This is a genomic window from Afipia sp. MLSD5-FHT05B12 (assembly GCF_058793355.1).
This window is the reverse complement of the sequence record NZ_JBXAFS010000019.1, coordinates 1-11151: the sequence shown is the minus strand read 5'-3', so window position 1 is coordinate 11151 and position 11151 is coordinate 1. Positions and strand designations below refer to the sequence as shown.

The window sequence follows — 11151 nt, the reverse complement described above, 5'->3', positions numbered from 1 at the left end:
ATTAACCGGAAGGCTACCTGCGCTTTTCGCAGCTTGAATAGCCGATCAGGCTGTAAGCCGGGCAGGTTGCAAACAGTCCTGTCAGCAGCGGTACGACGCCGATCAGTCCGGCCCAGTCCCAGCCCTTGATCGGAAGGCCGTTGCGAAGCGCGAATGCGATCAGCGCGAGCCCCACCACGATACGGACTATTCGATCCGCCATACCTACATTGCGCGACATACTGCAGCCTCCATGAAAGCCGACCGCGGGAAGCAGCCTTGTTTGAGACTGGGCTTATCAGTGGCGTAAGGCCTTGATTTGCATCAATCGGGCGCGTCTGGTCTGCGGCATTCTGGTTTCGGGCGCTGGCGGCGCCAACACACGCCTTGGTGTCCGCGGACGCTGGACGCACTCCGCCGCAAACAGAGGTCGCAATGATGCCGCTCGCAAATTCAGCACTTGCAACGAAGCCGCGGATGCAGCCGCGTGTGAGGTTTTGCGAGGTCGTCAAGCAAGCCGGGAAAATTGATTATGATGCTCTCTTCGACGCGTCGCTCCATCGGCTGCGCGAAGAGCAGCGTTACCGGGTGTTTGCCGACATCGAGCGCGTCGCGGGCGAATATCCGAACGCGATCTGGCACTCAGCGACGGGGCCTCGCAAGATTGTTCTGTGGTGCTCGAACGACTATCTCGGGATGAGCCAGAATGCTTCCGTCGTCGGAGCCATGGTCGAGACCGCGAAGCGCATGGGCACCGGAGCGGGAGGCACCCGCAATATCGGCGGCACCAATCATCCGCTCGTCGAGCTTGAGGCGGAACTGGCCGACCTGCACGGCAAGAAGGCGGCTCTTGTGTTCACGTCGGGCTATGTTTCAAACCAGACAGGTATCCCGACCATTGCAAAACTTCTGCCCGGCTGCCTGATCCTGTCGGATGCCTCCAACCACAATTCGATGATCGAGGGGATTCATCAGTCGAACTGCGAGAAGCAGATATTCCGTCACAACGATCTCGATCACCTCGAACAGCTTCTGAGGGCGGCGGGCAGGCAACGGCCGAAGCTGATCGTGTTCGAAAGTCTCTATTCGATGGACGGGGACATCGCTCCCATCAAGGAGATCTGCGATCTGGCCGAGCGCTACGGCGCGATGACGTATTGTGACGAGGTGCATGCCGTCGGCATGTATGGCCCGCGCGGCGGGGGCATCAGCGAACAGCAGGGGTTGTCCGCGCGTATCGATGTGATCGAGGGCACGCTGGCGAAAGCGTTTGGCTGCCTCGGCGGATACATTGCCGGCTCCGCCGCGCTGGTCGATGCCGTGCGCTCCCATGCGCCAGGCTTTATTTTCACGACAGCTCTGCCGCCGGCGGTTTGCGCGGCCGCAACGGCCGCTATTCGGCACCTGAAGGTGTCGGACAGCGAAAGATCGCGGCACCAGAGCCGCGTCGCGCGCCTGAAGTCGATGCTGGACGCGAGCGGACTTCCGCAACTGCGGAACGGATCGCATATCGTGCCGGTTCCCGTCGGGGACGCCAGGACGTGCAAGGCCGTCAGCGACTACCTGCTCAATGATTTTGGCGTCTACATTCAGCCGATCAACTATCCGACCGTCCCGCGCGGAACCGAACGGTTGCGCATCACGCCCACGCCGCTTCACACCGACGAGCACATCGACAAACTGGTGGCGGCGCTGTCCGGCGCGTGGCGCAAATTCGGTCTTTGGAGTTAACTGAACCCGACCCGGTACCCGGCGATTGGCCCTGGAGCCGCAGCCGTCACCCGCAACAGCAGAAATAGGTTACGGCAGGCCATTTGCGCCAATGTGTTGGTGAAATCTCGAGCCGCTTCATCGTCTCGGCGTTCAGCCATCCGCCGCTGGTCAGGACGCACGGAAAGATCATCGCGCGCACTTCCTGATCGATGGTCGCAACCGCGAGATACTGCTCAGGCGGCGCGGTTGATATGTCTTGCCACATGCCCTGATCTAAATGCCATGGTGTCGATCATGACTTGAGGTAGATCAAACACGGGCGGGATTATCCCGGCCACACTGTCAGGATGGCTAATTTGATCTACCGGTGCCCTCAAACGGGGCTGAACGTGCAGGCGTGGATGTCCGACGATGAGCAGCCCGAAGCGGAACGAGTGTATAAGGCAATCTTGTGTTCTGCCTGTACGCGGCTGCACTTCATTCACAAATCAACCGGAAGATTACTCGGTGAGTCTGAATAAGCGCGGTCTGCGGGCTGGGTGAGCGTTCGGAGGTGTGCTTGCCGGGTGGAATTGCCCGGCGGCGCGACCCCGGGATCTGCGGGCAACGGACGCCGCCTCTATCCTGGTGGCGGAGCACGGATTTCCGGAACAATGCCTGGGAGGGATCTGGCGCACCCGACACGATTCGAACGTGTGACCTTTGCCTTCGGAGCAAGATAACGTGCCTATCCGAAAAATGCGATAGGGTGCGCTACACTACGCTATTCAGTTGAAACGACTGGATATTCTCAACAACACCAGCGACGTTCCTATCCGAAAACCCGCACCGATTTTCTCCCGCCTGCTTACGTCCTGCTTACGTGAGAGGTCGTGCCCGGAACGAAGGAATGTCATGGTCAAGATCACGAAGAGAGTTGTGGAGGGGGCGGAAGCCCAAGAGAAGGACTACGTCATCTGGGACGACGAATTGCTCGGCTTCGGACTCCGGATCTTTAGTTCGGGCAAGCGCAGTTACGTCATCCAGTATCGAATAGGTGGTCGCTCGCGACGCTACACAATTGGGCTTCACGGAGCCTGGGCGCCCGAGACCGCACGCCGAGAGGCAAAGGTGCAACTCGGTCGGGTCGCTCAGGGTGACGACCCTGTGGAAGATCGCCAACTCGATCACAAGGCGATTACCGTGAAAGAGCTGAGCGCCCGCTATTTCGCTGATCTCCAGGCCGGGCTCATCTTGGGAAAAGGAGGACGACCGAAGAAGGCCTCAACGATCGTCACCGACACCGGCCGTATCGAGCGTCACATCGTTCCGCTCATAGGGACCCGGCGGGTCAAGGACCTCACCAAGACCGACATCAACAAGGTCCTCAAGGACATCATGGCCGGGAAGACGCGGGTCTCGGTCAAGACCAAGAAGCTGCGCGGAAAAGCAATCGTTAAGGGCGGCGCGGGAACGGCCACGCGCACCGTGGGTCTCCTTGGCGGTATTCTCACCTACGCCGTTGAAGCCGGCATTATCGAGAGCAACCCGGCCCACGGTGTCCGCAAGCCAAAGGACAATGTACGCAAACGTCGGCTCTTGGAGGCGGAGTATCGAATATTGGGTGGTATGCTTCGCGAGGCTGCCAAGCAGGAGAAATACACAACGATCGCCGACATTGTTCGCCAAATTGCGCTGACCGGCTGCCGGCGTGGTGAGATGATCGAGCTGAAATGGACAGAGGCCGATACCGAGACGAGTTGCCTTCGGTTGGAGGACAGCAAGGAGGGTGAGTCTATCCGTCCCATTGGGCTGCCTGTCGTCGAGTATTTCGAACGGCGGCGCACGGAACATGTCGGCACGTACGTCTTCCCTGGGCAGGGTGAAGATAACGCGTTCGGCAGTTTCCCGAACCATTGGAAGCATATGTTCGAAGACTCTCCGTTATCCGATATTACCCCTCACGTCCTACGCCATAGCTTCGCGAGCATCGCCAACGATCTCGGCTTTACCGAGGTGACCATCGCGGCGCTCGTAGGGCATGCCAAGGGTTCGGTGACGAGCAAATACATCCACACGCTTGACACCGCGCTTATCATGGCTGCGGACACGATCTCGGGCTACATTCAAGGACTCCTTGACGGCATTGAGTTCAAGCAAACCGCCTACGCGTTGGATCGCGATTCACGGAAAGCCGCCCTGGCCCGCTTCCTGAAGAGGGCTTCGGGTGGCGATCCAGAGGAGGCGGAAGAGCAGCGTCGATTGGCTGCCTAGGTGCTGAAATCTCAGCCGTATCTCCTTTCTGCGATCTGCAAGCCGCTTGAGCAGTCGGTTTGACGCGTGACGCGGACGTCGCTCCCGGCAACGCGATATCCTTTGCCGGTTTTGCGCAGCTTTGTGCTCAATGGGTGTTCACGCGAGCAACGTCTGTGCTTCTGCCCACAACAGACGAACGAGTTCGGCAGCCGGCTCGGATCGTGCCAGTCCGGCCGATTGGCCGCCCCAGGCTTGCATCCGGTGAAGGTTGCCCGCCTTGTGCCCGGCGCTTCGCATCGGCGTCGTAAGTCCGCGCTGCACGGGATATGGAGCCGGATGAGGCGCGCCCGGCGAAATGGCGGCCCGGACGTAATCGGTCGCCAGGCTTCGGCCGGCGCGGCCGCTGAAGACACGGCTGACGACGGTATCTTCGGGCGCCGCCTTTCCCAGTGCGTCTGCCCAGGCCGGGTGAATCTTCGCCTCGGGACAGCGTAGAAAACCCGTACCGATCTGTGCCGCGCTGGCGCCAAGCGCCAACGCCGCAGCTACACCGCGTCCGTCGGCGATACCGCCTGTAGCAACGACCGGCACACGGACAGCATCAACGATGGTCGGCAACAAGGCGAACAATCCGACCAATTCGCGTTCAGCCAGTGCTTCGTCGAAGCAGCCGCGATGACCGCCGGCCTCCGCGCCCTGCGCTACGATCACATCGGCTCCTGCCGCTTCTGCCGCACGGGCTTCCCTGACCGTCGTAACGTGAGCAAACCAGAAAATGCCGCGTTGCTTCAGTTTTGCGACAAACTGCGGTGGATAAAGGCCCATGACGGACGATACGATGGGCGGTCCGATAGCAAGCAGCGCTTCGCATTGCGCCTCGAATTCGGGCGGTCGGGCATCGCCGGCTTCGGGCAGCATCGACGGTCCCCAGTTTGCAAGGAACTGGCGCACGCGCGCCTCGTGCGCCGCATCACGTGCCGGTGTCGGATCGGGAATCCACAGGTTGAGGTTGAAGACACCGTTGCTATTCGCCCGCACCTCGCCAGCCCAATCGACGATCTCCGCCGGTTGCATGGGCAAGGCTCCGCAGGCACCAAGCCCGCCGGCGTTGGCGACCGAGATCGAAAGCGATGGAGCGCTTGCTCCAGCCATGGGCCCAAGAAGAATTGGGACGCGCAGGCCGAACCGTCGGCAAAATGCACGGGTGCGCTCGAAAGTTGAACTCATGTGTTGTTGTCCTGCGTCGCAGCGAGTGGCGAGGGAAAGTTAGCGCCCTTCGAAGACACCCTCTTACAAGATCTCGCTTGAGTTGGAGGACTCAATATTTCTCATCCGGAGGAGAGGCGATTTCGTTCGCGCCGGGAATGCGGACGTCATATCTGTCCGGCCATCGGCGACGCCAATGGAAGACACGATGATTGAGCGGACCACGCAAGCCCGAACTGACGAAGCACTCAAATTTCGCATGATTACGCACGTGACCTCGGCGCAATCGCTGGATGTCGGCGACGTGGATGGTCACGTGGCTTCACTAACTCGCTTCTCCGGACTCGCATTCCTGCCCGATGGCATCGTCGGCACCGTGCAGTTCGCCAGCCTGGCCGACTACACAAACGGTGCCGGCACATTCACGCTTTTCCCGGTTCTTTCATTTGATGACGGTTCTGCCCTGTGGCTCAAGTCGACCGGAACAGGGACGGTTGATGGAACAAAAACGCGGTTCGTCGGAACCCTCACCGTTCTCGGCGGCAAGGGACGGTTCGACGGTGCGGAAGGAGACGGAACGCTGACGGGTACCCGGTATACGCCGCTGTCCGTCGGAGCCGACCTCGTCAGCGACTACACGATCAACCTGAAGCGATGAGGTTTCGCTTACGAATCCGAATTGAGAAATCGGGCCGGCCTGGTGTCTCCGGGACGCCCCTGCCTGGTGAGGAGAACGCCTGGGGTCACTTCTCGTGACGGCGCCTCTTGGTGCGATCATCGCTGCTGATCGGGTGGCGCGATGCATTTCGTACCATGAAGGTGAGCGCCACAACCATTGCTTACGATCCGGGTCTCAGAAGGTACACGTGTCAGGGGCATTTCGGTTTCGATCGGTCTCTGCTGTCCGAGGCAATGAGACGAAATATGCTGGCGCTCGAACTGCGTAAACCGAAGAAGATCGAGTCGGTATTCTTCCAGCTTGCTGCAAACCAGGACCCGATGTTGCTCCTGGCCGAATCGGCAAAGCGAACCGAAGGTGCGGAGAAATGTATCAATACCAACCGCATTTTCTATCTGCAGCCGACAGGCGAAAACAGGTTCGTCGTCACGCTTGATCAGAACGCGATCGTACCCGGTTGCCGGAAAGCCTCGCGCTACCAGAAGTCTGCCTCGGGAATTCGCCTGGCGAGACCGGTTCCCGGTGAGGCGGTCACGGCGCCGCGATCTGGTTTCGAAGTAGATGCCCGTTACGGGCAGCCAGCGATTGAACTGGCGAGCAAGCCGGCCGCGATCGGGGGGACGGAGTGAGTTACCTTACGCGAGGGCTTTTCGGTGCGATCGTGCTGCTGCTCACGCTCTCGATTTGCCGAGCCGAGCCGAAATGTGGCGACCTCGCAGTTCTCGAAGCGTATGCCGAGATCATCAAGTGCCGGGAGATACTGTCGTGTGCCGACCGTCCGATCAAGGGAGGCTCGCGGGATCTGGCGAAAATGTCGGATGCGGAGCTACGGCGCGGGACGCTGGCAATCGCCTTCAACAACTCTCCGCCCAACCCGAAAATCCCGCCCGATATTGTCAAAATGATCAATTTCACCGCGGGTCTGGATGCGTCGATGCTGATCGGGTGGCGCGATGCGTTTCGTACCATGAAGGTAAGCGCGACGCTTGTTAACTACGATCCGAAGCTCAAAAGGTACACGTGTCAGGGGCGCTCCAGCTTCGATCCGCCTCTGCTGTCCGAAGCCATCAGACGATACATGTCGGCGCTCGCGCTGCATGAGCCGAGGACAAGGGGGACAGTGTTGGCTATCCTGGCCGCAAATCGCGATCCTGCGGTGCTGCTGGCGGAGGCGGTGAAGGACATCAAAGGCCTCGAAAGATGCTTCAACACAAGCCGCATTTTCCATTTGCAGCCGACCAGCGAAAGCAACTTCACCGTGAAGCTGGATCAGAACGCGATAGCGCCCGGCTGCCGGAAGCCGCCGCATTTGTAGAAGCGTGATTTCATGAATCTGTATGGCGGCGTCCGAGGCTTGCCGTTGAAATCGTACCTTGACTCGTCAAGGTATGATGAGATTAGCTCCGTCCGTTAAGAGTGCGGAACGAACCATGAGCCTCATCAAGAAATTCATCGAGCAGCGCGCGGCGTTTGAGAAGACCTATGATGACGGTAACTGGGGGCGACTTGAACCCTATTTCAGCGAAGACCTCATCTATGAAGTGATGAACATGCCGTTTCACTGCGTCATTAGCGGGCGTGCCGCCGTGATCGCAGGGTTGAGGCGATCGATCGAGCGTTTCGACAAATTGTGCCAGCGAACCGTCGGGATTGGCGCGATGGTATTTCAGGAAGGAAACAATGTGCTGGTCCACGGAGGTATCCGCTTTCAGCACGGCAGCTCGCCACCCGTTGAATCGGCCCTGTGGGAAATCGCTACCTACCGCGACGGTCGGATCGAGCGCCTGATCGATATCTACGATGCCGGTGATGGCGCCAAGTACGAGCGATGGATGGTGCAATGGGGCGCCGGCCTCGATGCCAGCTACGTCTGAGCTGCGCGCATGACGACGACGAAACACCGAGTTCGACGGAGCAAGGACGAATCGAGGCAGTTGATTCTCGATGCGGCCGAAGCCCTGCTGCGGCAAAACGGGCCGGACGCCGTCAACGTGTGCGCCGTGGCGGCCAGGGTCGGGCTGACGGACGCAGCGGTCAACCACCATTTCGGCACGCGGCAGGAACTTCTCGAAACGCTGCTGCGCTATGGTGGGCGGCGACTGAAGGACGAGCTGAACGCTACGCTGGTGCAGTGGCAGACGACCGATCATTCCGTCGAGCGGCTGGTCGATGTCATCGCCGATCTCTATGCGGACGGTGGATATGCAGCGCTTGCGCTGAGGCTGCATTTGTCCGGCTGGCGGGACCGCGGAGCGGGGTTGCTTAGCCCCGTCGTGGAGGCGTTGCACGATATGCGCCACAAGGCCTTCGCCGCGGCCGGAAAATCCTGTCCGCCCATTTCCGAAACCCGGTTCATCGTCGGCCTGATGCACCAGACGCTCGCGCTCGATCCTCTGTTCGGGCCCGCGTTCCGGCGAAGCGCCGGCATGGATCGCTCCGACGAACCCTCACGGGAAGAGAAGAAGAAGCTTTGGGGCGCGATCTTGCAGGGCCTGTTGTTGGCAGGCTGCGAAGGCCTCCGGCGGCCTCTGCTCAGGAGTTGAAGGAACGTGAAATACGATGGGTTGGCGATAGGCCAGGGGCTGCGGGACACGAGAGAGGATCCCTAGCGCGCCGAAGAGTTGCAGGCGATCACGTGCCGTCTCGGCATCGACGGCGACGTCTCCGCGCCGTGTACGCTCTGGTTTGACGTTGCCGAAGGCGTGCGTCTGCGGGCCCTCGATTGGGGCGGTGGCGGCCCGCCGGCGCTGCTGCTGCACGGAGGAGCGCTGACGGCCCAGACCTGGGACTACGTTTGCGTGCCTGCGTTCCGAATTCCGGTTGATTGCACTCGATATGCGAGGCCATGGCGAGAGTTCATGGTCCAACGATTACAGCATCGGCCGGTTGGCTGCGGATGCGGCGCAAGCGGTCACCGCGCTCGGCTTGGGGCGGCTGCATGTTGCCGGCATGTCGCTGGGCGGCGTTGCGGCCGCTGAACTCGCACTCACCACGGCGGGCCTGGTGAAGGGCCTCACGATGGTGGATGTGGCGCCCGGCGTTGAGTTTGAGGGGACGGCGCGAATGCGAGGCTTCATCAACGGAATGACCAGCGCGCCGTCAGTCGAAGCGGTGATCGATGCCGCCATGCGAACGAGCCCGTCGAGCGATCGGGAACGGGTCGCCTACCGGATGAGAGCCCTGCTGCGGCGGCGTGGCGACGGTGAGTGGGAGTGGCGACGCGATTCCCGGCGCATGGTCGACTACCCGCATATTCTTTCGCACATCCAGGGGTTGGCGGACCGCGTGGGCGCGTTAAGCGCACCGTTCCTGATTGTGCGCGGCGGTCGCAGCAAATCCATGCCGGCACCGGCGGCCGCTGCATTTGCCGGCCGGTTTCGCAACGGTCGCTTCGTTGAGGTTTTCGACGCGGGACACAACGTCCAGGAAGACAACCCCGCCGCCCTGATCAAGGAATTGCGCGTGTTCTGGAACACCAGCACTTCGCTCTAGCTGGCAGATGGAGCTGACGAAGCGGTGAAGAAATCCAGGCACGCGAAGTCTATTTCGATGGGTACGACGGTGAGACTCATGCTCGAGCCGATTCGTTGCGCGGCAATGTTCCGATTGCGATGCCTCCCACTATCAGCAGCATCGCGACGATAAGATCGATCTGGATAGGTTCGCCGAGCGCGATCGGCGAACTTGCGATTCCGACGACGGGTGTCGCGAGGAGCCCGAGCGATGTCACAACGGCCGGCAGGCTTCGATTGACCATTGCCATCGCCCAATATGCCAACGCCGTTCCCACAAGACCGCTGAAGAGAAAGAGCCCGACGAGCTGAGTGGTCCATGCCGGATCAGGCTCGTTGCCGGACACCCCTGAGCATCTAGGTTCGCGGTCGTTGCACCGCGAACCTTGCGGCCTACTCCTCGATAGCGCCGCCGATCTCCCGGAGATGCTGTCGAAAGCTGTGCTGGGGATTGTTGCTCCGCCGCGACAGATATTCCCCGAAGCGCAGTTGATCGCGCAGGCTGTGACCATTCGCCATTTTTCGTGCCTGGTCCCGCTCCACGTCTCGAATGGCCGCCGCGGCAGCGATAATAGCGGGAGCGTGTTCCTGCGACAGAAACACGACCCCGTCTCCGTCGGCAACGACGAGGTCTACCGGCGTCACGAGATGCGGTCCGATTTGCGCGCCGTCGAAAGCATCGGCGGGTCTGGGATCGAGGCGCTGCGGGCCGGCCGAGGTCACGCCGAGACTGAACAGCGGAAGCGCAATCTCGGAGACTTCCAGGCTGTCACGATGGAGGCCCCAGATCACGATTCCGCCGAGACCAGCGTCTCTTGCCTCGCGCACCACCAGATCGCCGATACAGGACTCGTCGAACCGGCCATCATTGTCAACGACAAGGATATCTCCTTTGCTAGCCTGCTCGATCGCCTCTAGAAATACGTCGACACTTCCCACATGCCGCACCGGTCGGGCCCGTCCGCTCATCTTCATGCCGGAGACCGCCGGGCACATCGTATGTGGCGCACAACGCAGGGGCACGCGGACGCGCAAACATGCATCCGCGAGATGCGCGGTGGCCAATTCGCTGAGCGGAATCGCGTTGTCTGCCTGCGTCAAGGGAAGTCTCCGTTGGTTGATGCGCGCGCGGTGAAGCCGAGCGCATACCCGCTTTTCCGTAATAGTCGCGGACGGGGCGTTGGAATCGCAAAACAATGGCTGCGCGCGATCGAAGTCGCAAAAGAGAAGAATTTGACGGCGGATGAAGCGTGTTCACTTGCAGTTTGGCGTTTGAAAATTCTAACTGGCCGCCAATCATCGACGCGATCGTCGTCACCGGGATTGTCTTTTCCTGCTCGTCAATGGAGAAATAACTTGTCAAAGGCCTATTGGATCGTGCGCGTCTCGGTTCGGGATGAACAGCGATATCCCGAGTATCTTGCGGCGGCTGGTGTTGCGTTCAAAAAGTTTGACGCGAAGTTCGTCGTGCGCGGGGGGCCGTTCACGACGATGGAAGGCTCCGCTCGCGAACGAAACGTCGTAGTCGAATTCAAAGATCGCGCGACAGCGGTCGCTTGCTACGAGAGTCCCGAATACCAGAGCGCGAAAGTCATTCGCCAGAAGTATGCGGATGCCGATTTCATCGTTATCGACGGCATTGCCGACTAAGGCTGCGGCATCGCCAGGAAAGAGGCTATCCAATGATCGTTACTGTTTTTCGCACCCGATTGAATTCCGGCGTGCAGGACGAATATTGCCCGACGGCAGAGTGTAGCAGCAAAGCTAAAATGTCAGCACTGAGCAAAGTTCAAATGTCAGTCTCTGGTCCCTTTGGGGACTTTGGAG

General features: G+C 60.4%; 14 protein-coding genes and 1 tRNA gene. 9 read left to right on the top strand and 6 right to left on the bottom strand.

All coding sequences use genetic code 11. From position 1 onward, the window contains the following. Positions 1-13: 13 nt before the first annotated feature. On the bottom strand, positions 14-220 hold the full coding sequence (locus AC1Q6J_RS19205) for a YgaP family membrane protein (protein ID WP_492280782.1): 207 nt from the start codon (positions 218-220) through the stop codon (positions 14-16). 284 nt (positions 221-504) lie between these two features. Here AC1Q6J_RS19205 and hemA point away from each other — a divergent pair, with 284 nt between their 5' ends. After that, complete coding sequence (gene hemA, locus AC1Q6J_RS19200; RefSeq protein WP_492280843.1) at positions 505-1710, top strand: 5-aminolevulinate synthase; 1206 nt, start codon at positions 505-507, stop codon at positions 1708-1710. A gap of 46 nt (positions 1711-1756) precedes the next feature. Here hemA and AC1Q6J_RS19195 read toward each other — a convergent pair whose 3' ends face one another. Both AC1Q6J_RS19195 and AC1Q6J_RS19190 read right to left on the bottom strand, forming a co-directional pair. Then, entirely contained in the window at positions 1757-1957 is a 201-nt protein-coding gene (locus AC1Q6J_RS19195; protein ID WP_492280781.1) for a hypothetical protein, read from the bottom strand. Between the two features lie 404 nt (positions 1958-2361). Further along, positions 2362-2454 (bottom strand) — tRNA-OTHER (locus AC1Q6J_RS19190). A 132-nt stretch (positions 2455-2586) separates the two neighbouring features. Here AC1Q6J_RS19190 and AC1Q6J_RS19185 point away from each other — a divergent pair. Then, positions 2587-3945 carry a tyrosine-type recombinase/integrase gene (locus tag AC1Q6J_RS19185; protein WP_492280780.1) on the top strand — a complete coding sequence of 453 codons (1359 nt, stop codon included), beginning with the start codon at positions 2587-2589 and terminating at the stop codon, positions 3943-3945. Between the two features lie 138 nt (positions 3946-4083). Here AC1Q6J_RS19185 and AC1Q6J_RS19180 read toward each other — a convergent pair whose 3' ends face one another. Further along, positions 4084-5154, bottom strand: a complete 1071-nt coding sequence (locus AC1Q6J_RS19180; protein ID WP_492280779.1) for an NAD(P)H-dependent flavin oxidoreductase — start codon at positions 5152-5154, stop codon at positions 4084-4086. Positions 5155-5329: 175 nt separating this feature from the next. Between AC1Q6J_RS19180 and AC1Q6J_RS19175 the strand changes: the two genes are divergently transcribed. The 6 genes from AC1Q6J_RS19175 (at position 5330) to AC1Q6J_RS19150 (ending at position 9304) form a co-directional block, all read left to right on the top strand. After that, positions 5330-5791, top strand: a complete 462-nt coding sequence (locus AC1Q6J_RS19175) for a hypothetical protein (protein WP_492280778.1) — start codon at positions 5330-5332, stop codon at positions 5789-5791. A gap of 266 nt (positions 5792-6057) precedes the next feature. After that, positions 6058-6441, top strand: a complete 384-nt coding sequence (locus AC1Q6J_RS19170; RefSeq protein WP_492280777.1) for a hypothetical protein — start codon at positions 6058-6060, stop codon at positions 6439-6441. Beyond that, positions 6438-7127: a hypothetical protein gene (locus AC1Q6J_RS19165; protein ID WP_492280776.1), complete on the top strand. Its 690-nt coding sequence runs from the start codon at positions 6438-6440 to the stop codon at positions 7125-7127. Before AC1Q6J_RS19170 ends, AC1Q6J_RS19165 begins: the two co-directional genes overlap by 4 nt. A 115-nt stretch (positions 7128-7242) precedes the next feature. Continuing rightward, positions 7243-7686, top strand: a complete 444-nt coding sequence (locus AC1Q6J_RS19160; RefSeq protein WP_492280775.1) for a nuclear transport factor 2 family protein — start codon at positions 7243-7245, stop codon at positions 7684-7686. A gap of 9 nt (positions 7687-7695) precedes the next feature. Further along, entirely contained in the window at positions 7696-8355 is a 660-nt protein-coding gene (locus AC1Q6J_RS19155) for a TetR/AcrR family transcriptional regulator (RefSeq protein ID WP_492280774.1), read from the top strand. Between the two features lie 277 nt (positions 8356-8632). Further along, the gene (locus AC1Q6J_RS19150; RefSeq protein WP_492280773.1) at positions 8633-9304 is read left to right on the top strand and encodes an alpha/beta fold hydrolase; all 672 of its coding nucleotides are present in this window, start codon (positions 8633-8635) and stop codon (positions 9302-9304) included. Between the two features lie 76 nt (positions 9305-9380). Here AC1Q6J_RS19150 and AC1Q6J_RS19145 read toward each other — a convergent pair whose 3' ends face one another. Further along, on the bottom strand, positions 9381-9836 hold the full coding sequence (locus AC1Q6J_RS19145) for an EamA family transporter (RefSeq protein ID WP_492280772.1): 456 nt from the start codon (positions 9834-9836) through the stop codon (positions 9381-9383). Next, on the bottom strand, positions 9718-10425 hold the full coding sequence (locus tag AC1Q6J_RS19140; protein ID WP_492280771.1) for an RraA family protein: 708 nt from the start codon (positions 10423-10425) through the stop codon (positions 9718-9720). The genes AC1Q6J_RS19145 and AC1Q6J_RS19140 overlap by 119 nt, the downstream gene beginning before the upstream one ends. Before the next feature lie 12 nt (positions 10426-10437). Between AC1Q6J_RS19140 and AC1Q6J_RS19135 the strand changes: the two genes are divergently transcribed. Continuing rightward, the gene (locus AC1Q6J_RS19135) at positions 10438-10974 is read left to right on the top strand and encodes a DUF1330 domain-containing protein (protein WP_492280770.1); all 537 of its coding nucleotides are present in this window, start codon (positions 10438-10440) and stop codon (positions 10972-10974) included. Positions 10975-11151: the final 177 nt, after the last annotated feature.

Coding starts and splice junctions, on each gene's coding strand:
- AC1Q6J_RS19205 (WP_492280782.1), bottom strand. CDS start 220: ATGTCGCGCAATGTAGGTATGGCGGATCGAATAGTCCGTATCGTGGTG.
- AC1Q6J_RS19195 (WP_492280781.1), bottom strand. CDS start 1,957: ATGTGGCAAGACATATCAACCGCGCCGCCTGAGCAGTATCTCGCGGTT.
- AC1Q6J_RS19185 (WP_492280780.1), top strand. CDS start 2,587: ATGGTCAAGATCACGAAGAGAGTTGTGGAGGGGGCGGAAGCCCAAGAG.
- AC1Q6J_RS19180 (WP_492280779.1), bottom strand. CDS start 5,154: ATGAGTTCAACTTTCGAGCGCACCCGTGCATTTTGCCGACGGTTCGGC.
- AC1Q6J_RS19175 (WP_492280778.1), top strand. CDS start 5,330: ATGGAAGACACGATGATTGAGCGGACCACGCAAGCCCGAACTGACGAA.
- AC1Q6J_RS19170 (WP_492280777.1), top strand. CDS start 6,058: ATGCTGGCGCTCGAACTGCGTAAACCGAAGAAGATCGAGTCGGTATTC.
- AC1Q6J_RS19160 (WP_492280775.1), top strand. CDS start 7,243: ATGAGCCTCATCAAGAAATTCATCGAGCAGCGCGCGGCGTTTGAGAAG.
- AC1Q6J_RS19155 (WP_492280774.1), top strand. CDS start 7,696: ATGACGACGACGAAACACCGAGTTCGACGGAGCAAGGACGAATCGAGG.
- AC1Q6J_RS19145 (WP_492280772.1), bottom strand. CDS start 9,836: ATGGTCACAGCCTGCGCGATCAACTGCGCTTCGGGGAATATCTGTCGC.